The 15,553-nt window shown below is 38.6% G+C and carries 14 protein-coding genes and 1 other annotated feature; of the genes, 3 read left to right on the top strand and 11 right to left on the bottom strand.

The window, feature by feature from the left end; genetic code table 11:
* Positions 1 to 343: 343 nt before the first annotated feature.
* Positions 344 to 4,300, bottom strand: a complete 3,957-nt coding sequence (locus V6Z54_RS07755; protein WP_338527872.1) for an Eco57I restriction-modification methylase domain-containing protein — start codon at positions 4,298 to 4,300, stop codon at positions 344 to 346.
* Positions 4,287 to 5,039, bottom strand: coding sequence for a methylase (locus V6Z54_RS07750; RefSeq protein WP_338527871.1), 753 nt, complete (start codon positions 5,037 to 5,039; stop codon positions 4,287 to 4,289). The genes V6Z54_RS07755 and V6Z54_RS07750 overlap by 14 nt, the downstream gene beginning before the upstream one ends.
* Positions 5,040 to 6,198: 1,159 nt before the next feature.
* Here V6Z54_RS07750 and V6Z54_RS07745 point away from each other — a divergent pair.
* The gene (locus V6Z54_RS07745; protein ID WP_338527870.1) at positions 6,199 to 6,417 is read left to right on the top strand and encodes a hypothetical protein; all 219 of its coding nucleotides are present in this window, start codon (positions 6,199 to 6,201) and stop codon (positions 6,415 to 6,417) included.
* Positions 6,418 to 6,475: 58 nt separating this feature from the next.
* Here the strand turns inward: V6Z54_RS07745 and V6Z54_RS07740 are convergent, their stop codons facing one another.
* The 7 genes from V6Z54_RS07740 to V6Z54_RS07710 form a co-directional block, all read right to left on the bottom strand.
* Complete coding sequence (locus V6Z54_RS07740; protein WP_338527869.1) at positions 6,476 to 6,664, bottom strand: hypothetical protein; 189 nt, start codon at positions 6,662 to 6,664, stop codon at positions 6,476 to 6,478.
* A 25-nt stretch (positions 6,665 to 6,689) separates the two neighbouring features.
* A complete protein-coding gene (gene rlmH / locus V6Z54_RS07735; protein ID WP_338527868.1) occupies positions 6,690 to 7,169 on the bottom strand; it encodes a 23S rRNA (pseudouridine(1915)-N(3))-methyltransferase RlmH in 480 nt (159 codons plus the stop codon).
* A gap of 80 nt (positions 7,170 to 7,249) precedes the next feature.
* Positions 7,250 to 7,420 (bottom strand): CxxH/CxxC protein, encoded by a 171-nt coding sequence (locus V6Z54_RS07730; RefSeq protein WP_008360116.1) that lies wholly within the window; start codon positions 7,418 to 7,420, stop codon positions 7,250 to 7,252.
* Between the two features lie 161 nt (positions 7,421 to 7,581).
* Positions 7,582 to 8,412 (bottom strand): energy-coupling factor transporter transmembrane component T, encoded by an 831-nt coding sequence (locus tag V6Z54_RS07725; protein ID WP_338527867.1) that lies wholly within the window; start codon positions 8,410 to 8,412, stop codon positions 7,582 to 7,584.
* Positions 8,403 to 10,118: an ABC transporter ATP-binding protein gene (locus V6Z54_RS07720; RefSeq protein WP_338527866.1), complete on the bottom strand. Its 1,716-nt coding sequence runs from the start codon at positions 10,116 to 10,118 to the stop codon at positions 8,403 to 8,405. Before V6Z54_RS07720 ends, V6Z54_RS07725 begins: the two co-directional genes overlap by 10 nt.
* A gap of 19 nt (positions 10,119 to 10,137) precedes the next feature.
* A complete protein-coding gene (locus V6Z54_RS07715; RefSeq protein ID WP_024424020.1) occupies positions 10,138 to 10,695 on the bottom strand; it encodes an ECF-type riboflavin transporter substrate-binding protein in 558 nt (185 codons plus the stop codon).
* Between the two features lie 14 nt (positions 10,696 to 10,709).
* Positions 10,710 to 11,570, bottom strand: coding sequence for an S-adenosyl-l-methionine hydroxide adenosyltransferase family protein (locus V6Z54_RS07710; RefSeq protein WP_041089455.1), 861 nt, complete (start codon positions 11,568 to 11,570; stop codon positions 10,710 to 10,712).
* A gap of 111 nt (positions 11,571 to 11,681) precedes the next feature.
* Positions 11,682 to 11,952, bottom strand: a binding site (T-box leader).
* 192 nt (positions 11,953 to 12,144) lie between these two features.
* Between V6Z54_RS07710 and V6Z54_RS07705 the strand changes: the two genes are divergently transcribed.
* Together V6Z54_RS07705 and V6Z54_RS07700 are read left to right on the top strand one after the other, a co-directional pair.
* Positions 12,145 to 12,834: an ABC transporter permease subunit gene (locus V6Z54_RS07705; protein ID WP_039182821.1), complete on the top strand. Its 690-nt coding sequence runs from the start codon at positions 12,145 to 12,147 to the stop codon at positions 12,832 to 12,834.
* On the top strand, positions 12,835 to 13,716 hold the full coding sequence (locus V6Z54_RS07700; protein WP_041089453.1) for an ABC transporter ATP-binding protein: 882 nt from the start codon (positions 12,835 to 12,837) through the stop codon (positions 13,714 to 13,716).
* Positions 13,717 to 13,755: 39 nt separating this feature from the next.
* Here V6Z54_RS07700 and V6Z54_RS07695 read toward each other — a convergent pair whose 3' ends face one another.
* Complete coding sequence (locus V6Z54_RS07695) at positions 13,756 to 14,220, bottom strand: GNAT family N-acetyltransferase (RefSeq protein ID WP_338527865.1); 465 nt, start codon at positions 14,218 to 14,220, stop codon at positions 13,756 to 13,758.
* Positions 14,221 to 14,288: 68 nt separating this feature from the next.
* The gene (locus V6Z54_RS07690) at positions 14,289 to 15,476 is read right to left on the bottom strand and encodes a S1C family serine protease (RefSeq protein WP_041089449.1); all 1,188 of its coding nucleotides are present in this window, start codon (positions 15,474 to 15,476) and stop codon (positions 14,289 to 14,291) included.
* Positions 15,477 to 15,553 lie beyond the last annotated feature (77 nt).

Here is a 15,553-nt window from a genome sequence, read left to right as displayed (position 1 = left end):
ATTATGAATTTAATCAAAAATATCAGCATCACTATTTGATTAGACATTTTCTATGCTGTTCCCATTGGATTTGACAATTCAAGCTGGTGAGACTCATCCAACACTCTTTAAATCAAAGTTTCATCCGTAATTTATTTATATCTTGAATTAAACTGTTCCTTAATTAATCGCTGCTGCGCTGTTCAGACTAATTGACCGTAGTTAAATATCCCAACTTGTCCCTTCTCTAGATATCCCACTTTACGAACTTTACTATTATATCTAATCTAAAATCAATCTTCGGCATACAGATTTAACCATTTAAAAACTATATTTTCAACCTGAACTCTATAGTAGCCTTTAATTATTCCATCGCAGTAACTTTTTCTTCAATAAATGCAATCTCCTTTTCATCAAGTCCATATTTTCCATAGAGCTGTTGGTCGATTTCTGTAGCAGATTTTGACCAATCAATATCAGAGGCATCAGTGAAGTCTTGCAGAGGGACATATTCCCACGTGTCAGATTTATTTCCTTGAGTTACTTTTAATATTCCTAACATCGCACGGGCAAACTTTGATTTAATGTAACGTAGCAAATTTTCCCCTTCTTCTTTAGTTGAATATGCACCTATTCCTATAAAAGTTTGTGTCATCCCTTCACCAGGTAATCCTAAAACAGGGGTACTAATTAACCTTGCAGATTCTTCGCCTAGAGTACCAGAAGCACCGTTTGAAAATGGAACAAATACTTTATACTTATCTAACCAATCTGTTGGCTCAACATACTTTCTAGGTATATATCTGTAAGCTCTTTTTTTATTAATTAGCCCTAAAATTCTTAAATCGTTATCAAATTTTCGCGTTTCAGAAAATATGCTTAAACGCTCCATAATAATTTGTCTAAAACGCTTATCCTTTCCTTTACTACCAATTATATCTTTATACTGAGGATATTCATCATATAGTACTTCAAGGTTGAATTTACTTTGTGTGTAGATTACCTTTCTAATGCTTTCTTGCCTAAATCCCCAGACTTTTTGCATTATACTATTTAGTTCTTTGAATTTAACAAAAGTACCTATTTTCCCAAAATCTATATTTACATCACGGTAGGTTACTACAATTCCACCTGGTATTGAGGTTCCTGGAAATATTTTACTACTTTCTAGTTCATAATGCACAACTGACAAATTTTTATCATTAAGCATTTCTTTATTCCATGAACTTGGTGTTTTTCCAGCATTAAATAAGAAACGTGCAGGAGTTATGAACATCACTTTATCAGCTATTTTATAGGACTCTTGCATAAACAAGTGATATATCGGATCATCGCTTGAACTGGTTCCTTTTGCTTTCTTTTGATAAGGCGGGTTACCAATAACTACATCAAACTTCAAATTCTCATCTCCAAATTGCTTTTTAAGTTTTTGGGTTATAGATTTTTCTTCAATAATTTGATAACTGTTAATACTATCTGAATTAGCTAGATTATTCAAATTCCATCCAAACTTCTCATACACTGCTCTTGTAAACTCATAACCAATATGGGAAGTTGCAACAGCAAACAGCCTATCTTTTAATATATTTTTATCAACACCTGCTTCAGCAAGTTTTTGATATGCCATTATAAGATAAACGCCTGATTTAGAAGTTAAATCAATAATATTTTTAGGATTTCTTTTGTATTCATTAATAAATTCTTCAGACATCAAGCTCTCAACCATCAATCTTGCCGCCTTAATTGGTGTAAAGACTTCATTTTCAGAAATACGCCCAAATTTCGCAATAGCTTTCAGAATATCTTGCTCTGTCAAATCACGTCTTAAGTCATTGATATTTTCTATTTTATTATCCAATGTAGCAAGAATAAAGGGGTTTATATGAGCTTTTATAACTTCAAGTATTGGTTTTTTAAGTTCTAAATGCTCAGCTAACCGCTCATTATTATCAATATTAGCAAGAATATCTGCTAAGTTCTTTTCATCATGAGGAGACAGGAATGCATAAAATAAAATACGTGAATAATACATTTGCATTTGTCTTGGTGATGGTTTTCCATCATTTTCAGATAATTCATTTTCTGTTTTTTTTGATTGACTATTTGTTGAATCATTTTTATTGTCTAAATTTCCATCTAATTCAGTATCCTGTTCTTCATTTGCACTCGTTTCAAAGCTCGATTTACTACCAAGCTCTGATTGTCTTGAAATTTCAGCTAAGATATCAGGGATACTATATAATTTATCATCAATAGGGAGTTCAATCACCTCATCAAGAATGCTCTTATCAGCAGAATATTCTCTTATTTTTGCGATAATATTAGTAGGAGTGGCTTCTACCAGTTTATTCATATTGAGATAGATAATTGGCGATACTGAGATATTTCTTTTAAGTTGCTCTTCTTGTTGTTCATTTCCTGATTTCCCTTCTGCAGCATTTACGACTAAAGCCCTCTCTGATTCAATCTTAAAAATACGACTTGGTGAAAAGTCGATTAGGAGTGTTTGGGGCTTCATATCTTCTTTACCCACTATTTCACCTGTCACAGTATCTTTGATTTCTTTTATCCATGGAGATTGAAGCCTAAAAATAGCTTGGTCATAATCTTGTGGGCTTTTAGTATCTCTTAGAAAAACCATTGTATCCCATTCAGGTACAGTAGACCCCGTGAGCATTTTATTGACAGTCAAGGTGATTGTCTTCTTATTTTTCCTCGCAAATTCCTTTATTCGGTTTTGAACTTCAGCAACATTCTTGAATTTTGATGTATTTCCAGCGACATTCAAAATTTCATATGAACCTAGATTTATGAAATTACCTTTTTGCTCAATTAGAAGCCGTTCCATTGAATCTGCTGAATTTTTGTAAGGTAAGACAAAAACCATATGTTGTGCTAACTTACCATCTTTGATTTTTTGATAATTCAAAAATGGAAATATATTTTCATCTTCCTCAGAACCATCTATAGCTTTCAGTAGATTCAAAACATCTGCTTCATGCATAAACTTTGTTAATTTTGCTTTATTTTTTGTTGTACTCTCTGGTGCAAATAAAATATTAAGTTCAGCAGATTCTCCATTTTCTTTTAGATTCTCTAGTAATTTTACAGCAGATTTGTTAGGAGTAAAAGCAAAGCGAACCATTTCGGGAAAACCAAAGTAAGGATTTTCCCAAGGTTTCTCCTCTGCTTCTTCAATATTTTCACTTATCCAATTTTTTTTCGACTCTAGTATATCAGTAAATTGGACTCTTCCCACAATATCTGCTTCTGAAAACTCCCCGCTTAGAAGTATTCTATAAGGTGTTCCCGACAGGTGCAGCTTAACTTTAGAATTTAAGCTATTTATATTTTCTACTGCATTATCAATTTCGTCCCCTATTAACTCATCAAAATCAGCGTCTTCTTTGTTTATAAGAGCTTTACTGTAAATTTTTGCTCGCGCTCCAAAATGGCTTTCGTCAATTACGAGGAAATCTATTTCACTTTTAAAAAGTAACTCATGCTTAACTTTGAGATTTTCTTGACTTCCTGCTAAGTCCTGTAATGTAGTAAAAACCACAATATTATTTGACTTGTGCTCTTTAGCAAATTCTTCTGTAAAACCTATGGAATCTGTAAAAACAATATTTTCAAAATCTTTGTGGGATTCAACTGTTTTTTTCCATTCGGTCTTTACATCCGCTTTCCCTGTTACTATAACGGTCAGTTTACTGTCTAACTCTTTAGCAGCCCAGATAGAAACATTAGACTTACCAAAACGCATGACAGCATAAAGCAAAAGATTTGTCCGACCTTTTTCTACCGCAGCAACAATATTTTTAATAACTTGTTCCTGATTGGGACGTGGTCTATAGTCTTGTGTTCTTTTCCAGTGGTTATCTTCTTGGCTATTATTTGTTCCTACTTGATAATAATTATATTTACGAATACCTTCTTTTATATAAGCATTTTTTATATCATTGATTCCCGATTCAATATCAGAAACAGTTGCATACTTAAAAAATTCACTCTCATATTGTTTTTCTGACAGCTTCTTATAGTTCTTCTCATTTAAAAGGTAATCATGCAATGCATAATCACGAAAAAAAATAGTTTTTTCTCCGTGTTCATCTTCCAACATTGCCTCTGCTTCGTACTTTTTTACTAAATTACTATATACTTTGCGCCACTCATTAAGGCGTATTTCAACTCTTCGATTAGTATCTCCAACCTTTAAATAATTAGGATGCGTGTTTGTCTCAAAAGCATAAATTGAATGTGGTAAGTAGCCAGTAATTATATTGTCAATTACAGCTGTATCATAATTATTTGTTGTCATTAATTTCTAACTCCTCTTTATAGACCTTAGTGATTTTAACTGTTGCATATCGTAATACTTCTGCTCCTAATTCTCTCCCAATTTCAAAGTCCAAGTCATAGGAATCAAATAAATCAAGCTGGTTCTCAATAATTTGAGGTTGTGCAAGAGTTCCCGCTTCATTTTCTTTGCCTTCGAATACTTCATCTAAACTATATTCCGTCCGTGTCACTGAAATAGTTCTTGTATTTGAGGTTAATTGATTTGTCATTTGCCATTCAGAAAAAATAATTGGCTCATTACTAATCGTTTTACGTGTTAAAAAATCCCCCTGGATTATATTTGCTCTTATAATTACTTTCGCACTATTTAATACATTTTTTTTCGGTTTTCTATGGAATTTTTGAGCAACTTCAGTATAGATTTCACTATATACATCAAAGAGATTTAACACACACATTTGAGCATTATCTCCCAAAAGTTCAATACCGTACAGGGTAGATAAAGCATAAAGTGAAAAATTTTCAAACTGGATAAGAGTTTTAGAGTATTGTTTTGCGACCATTCCAAGTTTTCTTCTTAGAATAGCAATTAGAAAATTACCTTCTCCTGCTGCCGGTTCTAAAAAAGTTGCAGTCAGATTTACACAAGCTTCTTTGATTTCCTCGTTATCAAGCATTTTTTCTACCATCCAACGGGGAGTAAATACTTCAGCATGTTTTTCTACTCGTCGTTTACTTTTAATAAGATTCTCAGACATTAAAAGCTCCTATTTCCAGTGAATAAAGAATTACTTGTACAACCTTCCAGGTTCCACGGTTAACCTTTAAACACTTTGTATTGTTTCTCCATTTATTATACCAAATTTTAAATGCACTTTTACTTAGACATTACAAATCAGCCCGATATTCCAAATATTTATACATAAGTATTTATTAGGTATTTTGTTATTTATCTTTGATCCCGATTGGGTCATATTACCTTTTTTAATAGGCATTTCCCAATATGGATTATGTCTTTAGTGTATTACAGGAATGACTATAAATCTGAGATTCCATCCACAAGGACACAGTCGAAAATTTCTTTACAGAAAGAGGTAAATGGTCAGGGTTCTTGGCTTCAATACGAGTATATGATGCCTATATTAAAGATCTAAGGTGCCTTGGTATTAAATTGGACAATTAAAAGTTTAGAAGAGCTGAAATAACACTTAAGAGGTTTAAATACCGCTATCATTATGATGGAATGGAAACTTCAGTCTCATTTTTTGAAAAAAGCGGTAACGTACAAGAATATTGATTAATAAGGAGAGCACCATTTGTGAAGGACACTATAAAAAAATTCGTAATATGATTCCTATGTCAGTGAAAATGAGTAGGTTGCAATTGTCCTTAGTCTAGCAATCTCAATACAAGGAGCGAGAGATATATTCAACATCCTTCCGAATTGCAAAGGAATTGATGAGGATGCAATACAACCTAGAGCAAAGTACAATGCTAACAAAACAATGAGCATCATCTTTAATCCAGGACTTGTTGATTGTTAAGGAACAGCACTAAGGAGGTCGGTCAAATGAATATTATTCTAAAAATAACCATTAATATCTTTGAGTGTAATAAGCATTCTAAAGGCTTTTTTAATGTGAAAATAGATGAGCTCAATTTACTAACTAATTAAAGTAAAAATTATATAGAGAAATTTCTTTATTAAGTAATTGAAGGGACAAACTTGTCTCTCCTTATTCATTTCATAAAACTGAAGAAATATTCTATGAATACATTTGATAACTTCACATTTAAAATTTTACTAGCAGCTATAATCAGAGAAAAAGAAGATGGATATGTCGATTTTCAGCCGCTTTCCGTCCATTCAGGAATTACTTAAAGTAACAGAGGGGGAACTCATGGAAATCAAAGAGTTTGGCAAGGTTAAAGCTTAACAAAATCACAGGCCATTTAGATAAACTAATGAATGCTCTACTTGGCGATGAACTGCCCGGAGGAATTGTTAAATCAAATCTATTCTCTCACGAGGAACAAAAAAAGCAGCTGGAAGAACGCCTTGAAGCGTTAATTACGGAACTAACAGAAGCAGATATCACCTGTTCACTACCATTCAGTACAATGATTATTAAGTAACTTTCAAGGTTTAACCAGAAGAACAAAAGATACTGCTCCGCTCTATTATCAAAGACATCTAGGCAAGTTTAGAATCACCACACGGATAGGTCGCCATATTAAGAAGATTAACATTCTCTTTGATTTCACCATAGATTCTATCACCGACAGCATTAATTGCTGCAAAAAATCTATCCAGACCTTGAGCAGCCGCTATATACGAATGGTCAACAAACTCCATATCATGTGATAAACTATTAAGGGACATACTAGAGCCCCTTAATAGTTTACCTTTACTTATGATAAGGCTCCCCCCGCACAATCCGAAACGCCCGATAAATCTGCTCCACCAACACCAACCTCATCAACTGATGCGGGAACGTCATCCTCGAAAACGACAGTTTCTCATTCGCACGCTGCATGACAGCATCACTTAGTCCGAGGGATCCGCCTATGACGAAACATACTTTGCTTTTTCCGTATGTTGCTAGCTTATCTATTGTATCGGCTAATTCTTCGGAACTTTTCATTTTTCCTTCGATGGCGAGGGCGATGACGTAGGCGTCTGGATTGATTTTGCTTAGGATGCGTTCGCCTTCTTTGTCTTTGATGATTTTCATGTCTTGATCGCTAAGATTCTCGGGTGCTTTTTCGTCCGCGAGCTCAATGATCTCAATTTTTGCGTAAGCCTGTAATCGTTTTGTGTATTCGGCTATGCCTTGCTTTAAATATTTTTCTTTTAATTTTCCTACTGTGATAATTGATATATTCACAGGTCATCCCCACCTTAAGAACAAGTTATTCATATAAGTTATCAACAATTGTGGATAAAATTTGTGTATTTTGTGTCCGATCATTCGTTCCCCACTATATATATTGCAGGTTCATCGCACAATTCACAGGTTGTGGATAAACTGTGTGTATGTTCGATTTTTCTGAATTCTGGCGGCGTTTCGTGATCATCTATGTACATGTCTAATACGGTTTCTATGTGTTCTGCACAAGCATAAAGTGATTTGTTCATAAGTTTCTAATTCCTCCAATAGGTTGTCTCGTTATTCACAAGTGTTTCGCTCATTGTTCAATATAACCGATTTATTCACATGTTAATAGTCTTTTACCATTTTCCACACCTTTTATCCACAAACCAAACAAAAAAGCCTCCACTCCTGTGAAGGCTTCCTTCTATAGAAACGGATTATAAAATCTCGTTCCTCTAACAAATGTAATCACTAACGAAACAATCAGTACCACACCAACAAATATGAACGCCACATAATCTGCTTTTTGAAAGTCTTTCGCCGTAAACCATGTTCTCTTTTTATGCTTCCCAAACCCCCGCAGCTCCATCGCATTGCTGATCGTCTCTATCCGCTCTAGGCTGGAAAAAATCAGCGGCATCACAATCGACAGCGCATTTTTGATCCGTTTTCCCAGCTTTTCATTCTTCGATAAATCAATCCCTCTTGCTTGCTGAGAAATCGCGATCGTGCGAAAATCCCGCTGAATATCTGGAATATAGCGCAAGGCAATCGCTACCGCATAGGAAATCCGGTAGCTGACCCCAATTCTGCTGAGCGATGAGGCGAATTCACTTGGATTTGTTGTCACAATAAATAAAAGCGCTGCTGGCATCACGGTCACGTATTTTAGCGTAATGTTCAACTGATAGAAAAGCTGTTCAAGTGTGACGTTGTACCAGCCGGCAATATGAAACAGCTCATGCTTTGCTCCGTAGATGGCGACACCTTGCTGAGGCGCAAAGATGTAAATGGCGATGTTATTAATCGCTAGGAAAATCGCCAGGACGATCACTACGAAAGAGATATCACGAAATCGTACGTTTGATAGCTGAAAGAACACGATACTAGCAACTAGCATAAACACTAAAACGCCTGTATCATACGTGAGCATCGCTGCGGATGACCAGAGGATAAAGCAAATGAGTTTGGTTGCACCTGTCAGCCGGTGAATCGGCGACGGGCGGTCGATATAGGACAGCATGTCTACAGCCATGTCATTCGTTCCTTTCTGTCAACCTCAATGAAGCGATCCACGAGTTCATTTGGATTCGGCCAATCAGCTTTCAGCGCCAGTTCATACAGCGATGTTTCCTTTAAACTCGCCTTTTGGACAAGCAGCTGATCTGTCAGTACTTTGGCCGGGGTATCATCTGCGATTTTTTCTCCATCTGAAATGACAATGGTTCTTGTTGTGTATTCGAGCATCAAGTGCATATCATGAGTGATCATGAAAATCGTGACATCCTGCTGATTTAATTGCTCTAAAAACGTCATCATCTCTGTGTAATGTTTAAAGTCCTGTCCTGCGGTTGGTTCATCTAGGATGAGGATTTCTGGCTCTAATACAAGAATTGACGCAATGGTGACGCGTTTTTTCTGTCCAAAGCTGAGCGCTGAGACCGGCCAGTTCCGAAATGGATACAGCCCACACACTTTCAGGACCCGCTCCACCCGTTCTTTGATCTCGTCTTCCTTTACCCCTCTTAAAACGAGACCGAGTGCGACTTCATCAAAGATCATTTGTTTTGAAATCATTTGATTGGGGTTTTGCATGACGACGCCGATTCGTTCGGAGCGCTGTTTGATCGTATCTCCTGTGATGTCATCACCATTTAAAAGAATTGACCCTTTCGTTGGCTTTTCAAATGCACAAAGCACCTTAGATAATGTCGTCTTGCCTGCGCCATTGGCTCCTGCGATGCTGATCATTTCTCCTTTTTTGACGGTAAAAGAGATGTTGCTCAGCGTGTTTGGTCTTGTTGGATAATCAAAACTCAGCTCACGCACTTCTAGTAAATCCTGTGCTGCAATCTGCTCTACTGATGGTTCAGATGCTTCCATCCATTGCTCGATTTTCTCTTTTGCTTCGTCGTTTAGAGTGAGACGCTGTAAATCAGCGATCTGATCCCCCGGTGCAACCGGAATGCCTGCGTATTTCATCGCCTTTACATATAAAGGCTCACGCAAATACGCCGCTTCTAGAACATTTGAGGCGAGCAATTCATCTGGTGTCATATCCGCTACAATCGTTCCTTCATTGACAACGATGATGCGGTCCACATGACGGAAGAGGACGTCTTCTAATCGGTGCTCAACCATCACAATGGTTTTTTTCGTTTGTTTTTGCAGCCGGTCAATGAGGTCGATGACTTCTTTACCTGTTGCGGGATCAAGGCTTGCAAGTGGTTCATCAAACAGTAAAATGTCGACATCGTTGACCAGTACGCCCGCAATGGCGACACGTTGTTTTTGTCCGCCTGACAGCTCATGCACGGATGATGCCAGCTTGCCGTCTACCTCTGTTAATCTAGCTGCTTCCTCGACACGTGTTTTCATTTCTTCTCGTGTGACTTGATCATTTTCAAGCGTGAATGCGATATCTTCTCCAACGGTCAACCCTATGAATTGTCCATCAGGGTCCTGAAGCACCGTTCCGACAAGCTGTGAGAGGGAGAAAATGTTCTCTTTCTCTGCATTTTTCCCGCCGATGTGAAGACTTCCTTCCATAGAACCTTTATAAGACGCAGGAACTAGCCCATTGATACAATGGGCTAGTGTGCTTTTTCCCGATCCAGACGGGCCTGCGATGAGAACTTTTTCTCCTTCATAGATGGTCAGGTTGATATCCTTTAATGTTGGTTCTGCCTGACTGCGATACTTGAATCCGAAATGTTCGAATTGAATCATCGGTTTCTTCATTTATGTGTTCCACCTTGCCTCATGATGTTTCTTTCGATAGACTGCCGCTTTTGCTTCTCGTTTTTGCATAGGCTGCAATGATGATGGTTCCTAGTACACCAACTGTGATGATGTTCGAAATTCCTGCCACAATGCCTTGAACAAATACTTTGTTCGCAGGTTCTGCATAGATCACAATGTCGAGTACAGGAGCGATGATAAACCAGCCTAATGCCTGTGCACCTGCTTGTACGGCGTTGAAGAGCGTGATTTTCTTCCAGCCAAAGTCTCCCTCTTCTACTTTTAAACGGTTAGAAATGAAGCCGATCAATAAACCAACTACACCCGAAACAATAATCCAGCTCCACCAAGGGCCAAATGTGGTCGCATCTTTAATGAGATGGCCAATAAAACCAATCAGTGCGCCTGCAACAGGACCAAATAGCACGGCCATTAATGCAAGGAATGCGTATGAGGTTTCAATTTGTGTATTCGGAATTCCAGTTGGAATGGAGACAAATCGTCCTAAAATCACAAAGACGGCTGCGCCAATTCCAATAGCAACGACAGTTTTCGTTGAAAGTTGTTTTCCTGCCATGATGTATCCTCCTCTTATTCGTATATAATGCGCGGAGCTTTGCGAATCGAAAGGCGCCAGCCTGTGCCTGTACCGATGTTATAAGCCTTTGCAAATGACCCTTGATTGATCGCCACGCCTAAATGGTCTAGTGAATTGACATATACGAGTGGTTCGCCTACCTTTAAGTCGGCAAAAGATCGTCCATAGGTCATGATATTTTTATACACATTTTTCGGCCCGTTGGCAATGGTAACTTCTATTGCATCCCCATAATTAATTGAAAGCTGTTCAAACAGCGTGTGATGAATGTTTGTCCATAGGTTTCCGAATCTCACATCTAAAATATCAATCGTCCCTGTGATCACATCTTCTTCCGCATATGCCTGTACGACTGGAAGATGGATAATATCATCAATATTCGCCTTTGGCCCAACCTCTTCAAAAGAAATCACACCTGATGCAATTCTCGCCCCTGTATAAGCGTATATGTCTCTCCCGTGGAAAGTATGTGATTTTCCCGACTTTGGCAGCCGGTTAATGGTTTCATCTAAATAACGGGCTTCCACAATGCCAATATCCTGCGCGACGTGTGTGAGTGTGCCGTTATCTGGGGTAATGATATAGTGTGAGCTTGTCGTTTTGACAACAAGACTTTTTCTCTCTGACCCAACACCTGGGTCAACAACGGAAACGAATACCGTCTCTTCCGGCCAGTATGTGACGGTTTGAAGCAGGCGATAAGATGCCTCCCAAATGTCATACTGCGGAATATTGTGTGTTAAATCAAAAATGCGGATCCTGCTGCTGACCGTATTTGCCACTCCGTACATTGCACTGACAGCTCCATCATCAATGCCGAAATCTGATTGTAAAACCAATGCATGTTCACTCATGTCAATCTCCCTTTCATTTGAAAAAATGGATGTGGTGTTTCACGTGGAACATTTGAACAATTGTATGAAAAAAAGTGGACAATAAAAAATACCCCATCCTTATCTTTGAATCATAAGGACGAGGTATTTGTCTCGTGGTACCACCTTTATTTACTGTTTGCTCGCGCTAAACAGCCTCTACAAGTACAAAGCTCCAATCTGGCTCATATACTGTGGTTTTGATAACGAGTACCAACTCTCGTCGTCACCTACTAATATCATAGATATGTTCAGCACGAGGCTCAGAGACCATTTTTCGAATCATTATTTTTGCTTCTTTTCAGCTGCCGAAGCTCTCTGTGGAAAAATTGATGATTGTACTTTCTCTCGTCATTGCCTGTATAATTATCTTGAATTAAAGCTATCATACATGATGTTTTTTCATAAATCAAGATATTTTTCTGAACATTTTTAAAAATGAGTCAACTGGAGCTGGAAGAGTCTTCTTTTTATGAAATTTAAACAAATGTTAAAGAGCAAGATATGGTCTCTTTCTTTTCTAGGGGTATAATAAAGGTGAAGGGAGGTACAGCATGTGTGGACCATTTGTATGAATGAGTTTAAGCAGCTCTTCAAAAGCACAAAATCTATTTTAACAATTGTTATTATTTTCATTTTATCTACTTTTGTTTCAAGTCTTCCGTTTATCGCTGCTCATCAGGAACAATGGGAACTGGCAAAGGATCCTTATTCTATTGGGAATGAACTGGTGATTTCTTTATTTGGTTTCTTCCTTATTTTTTTGTTGTCTCATGATATTTTAAGCCGTGAAATTCATTTGAAAACCATTCGTTTTCTCGTCAGTAAAACAACTCGTTTGAACATCATCATCGGGAAATATCTTGGACTGATGCTGTTTTGGCTTAGCTGTATTATGACGACATATGTCCTGAATATGGTGATTTCACACCGTTTTCTGTTCTCTGATGCGTTAAAAATCTTAACCTTTATCAGTGTCGGTATCTCATGTGCTTTATTTTTGTCCATGCTCTTTCCAACACCGCAGAAATCAATGTTTGTCGGCATGTTATTTTCCTTTCTTTTCCCAATCGTCAGTATGATTTCTGTTCTTTCTTCAGAACGAATGATTCATTGGTTCCAATATATGACGCCTTATTATTATGCGCGCTGGAGTGAACCGCTGACCTACGTCCTAATGAACACGGCATTGACCGTTATCTTACTCATTGGAACTGCACTGCTGTTTCAAAGGAGGGATGTGTAGATGCTTCATACAAAAGGGCTTACAAAAAAATATCGTACAAAAGTCGCAATAGATGATATTAATCTTGATGTCAATCAAGGCGATATCTTCGGACTCATTGGACCAAAGGGATCTGGTAAGACGACGTTTTTCAATATTATTACCGGAATCTCCCGCCCTACCTCTGGTACGTTTACAGTGATGAATAAGCCTTCGCTAAAAAAAGTGAGGCAGCATATCGGTGTTCTGCCTGAATATACGGATTTATATGAAGGTCTCACGGCTCTGGAGCATATTGCCTATTTATCAAAAATCACCGGAACACGCCAGAAGACGAGTGATTATGAAGAACTGCTCGAATTTGTCGGCTTACATCACGATCATCAGGAGAAGGTCGGTGCCTTCACACCTGGTATGAAAAAGCGGCTTGGAATGGCGCAGGCCATTGCCCATCAGCCGGAATTTATTTTACTCGACGAGCCTTTTGCCGATATTGATGCAGATTCGATTTTCCACATTCAGCGGGTCATTGAAGCATTAAAGGATGAAGGAAAAACCGTATTTTTAACAGCTGACCGCCCAAGGTTCACCAATAGTATTTGTACCAAAACTGCATTCATTTCTGAAGGAAAATTAGTGTCCCCACATACTCATCCTCAAGAGAAAACCATCACATCCTCAAACATACGTGCAACCTTCAAGCATGCATGGATTGATGATGAGGTGAAACCTGTTCTCATGCAGTACCTACAAACTGTCGGAACAGATCTTGTGATCAGTGATGACGAGACCTCATTGTTAATTCGTTCAGAAGCTCAAGTTCCAGCGATCATTCGCGCTTTCGTGAAGTGCAAAGTCGATTTATACAGAGTCACGGCTCAGGATGCCATGATGTCCTCATAAAAAAGTACCGTACGCTTTCTGCACGGTACTTCTTCTTTTTTATAAAGGTTTACTCATATAAATACCGGTTTCTGCAAATCCCGTTTTCTCGTACAGCGAACGGGCGATTTGATTGTGAGCAAAGACATGGAGCGAGAGTTTTTGCACACCTAATGACTTTGCCTGCTCCTCTAATGCAGCAATGGCCTGCTTTGCAAAGCCTTTTCCTCGATAAGCTTCAAACAAAATAAAGTTATAAATAAATCCTTCGTGTTGCGGGTGATTCGGATCATAGCAAAGCCAAACCCAGCCAATCGCTTCTTCCCCATTTAAGAAATTCCACAGCTCATGATTCTCCGTCTGAAGTCCTTCTGGAAGGAGTCTGTCAAATTGTTCTTCTGCGTTCGCAAGTGATTCTTCCTTTTCCCATGTCCCTGCGAGTACCTTTTCTTCAGCGTACCGCTGAATGGCCTTCTCCATCAATACATCGTAATCGGTTTGTGACATCCGTTGTAGTGTAACCAATCGTACCGCCCCCTTTCCTTTATCATATGATGTGCATGCAAAAAAAACCAGTCCCTTGCTGGAACTGGTTAGCCGCCATATTGGTCGGTTTGAGAAAGTTTAATCTCTGCTGATTTTTTCTTTCCGCTTCGATAAAACTGCACCTTCACCTTGTCGCCGACCTTCTTTTGATATAAATACTTACGAAGATCCACGATATTCTGTACACTCTTGCCATCAAAAGAAGTCACGACATCCAGCTCTTTTAGTCCTGCTTTTCCTGCTGGAGATAACGGCTCAACACTCATGACGACAACTCCTGATGTGACCTTGGATGGCAATTTCAATGTTTCCTGCCAGTGGTAACTCGCAATATCCGCTAATGATTTCATGCCGACGCCAAGATACGGACGCTTTACCTCTCCGTAGCGCTCTAAATCCTCTATGACAGGGATGACCAGATTCGCTGGAATAGACAGCCCGATTCCTTCTACCTCTGATTCAGCAATCTTCATTGAGTTGATGCCGATCACCTTTCCGTCCATGTTGATCAAGGCACCTCCGCTGTTTCCAGGATTGATAGCGGCGTCTGTTTGCAGTACTTCTGCATTCCAATCTGTTTGTCCGTCTCCATTTGAGTCGACAGGGATCGCTCGCTCCGTGCCCGAAATGACCCCTTGTGTGACAGAGCCTGCGAATTCAAGCCCTAATGGATTTCCAATGGCGATGACTGGCTCACCCGGCTTCACATGATCTGAGTTACCGAAGGCTGCCGTTTTCTTGATTTTATCACTTTTGACAGTGAGAACTGCTAAATCCATAAGCTGATCACTGCCGACAAGATTGGCACCAATTCTTGTCCCATCATGAAGGCTCACTTCAAGCTGGTTGGCGCCTTTGATGACGTGATGGTTTGTGACAATATAAAACGTGTCACCCTTTTTTTTATAAATCACACCTGACCCGCTGCCTGCTTCTCCGCCTTCCTCCCAAAAGCTCGACTTTTGGATATTAATGACGCCGACCACCGTATCTGACATATTAGACACCACTTTCGTGACAGCATCATTGACGTTTACATTCACAGTTTTTAAAGGGCCCTGAGATGTTTGTCCATCACCGTTTTGCTGCCATCCAAAGGGACTGCCGCTCTGTCCAGATACATAGGGGAAAAAGAATCCCATTAAAAAAGCTCCTACCAATACACCGATCAAACCAGAAAGAAAATATCCTTTTCTGCTTCGTCTCGGCTTCCACTCTACATCGCGATAATCCACTATGTTTCCTTCCTTTCAGTGAATAGATGATGTATATAGTGTTGGTAAGAAGCTCTTATCTTAATCATACGATTATA

It is taken from the genome of Bacillus sp. MAG717A, assembly GCF_036884855.1.
Classification (GTDB): domain Bacteria; phylum Bacillota; class Bacilli; order Bacillales; family Bacillaceae; genus Bacillus; species Bacillus safensis.
This window is presented reverse-complemented; position numbering and strand designations above follow the sequence as displayed.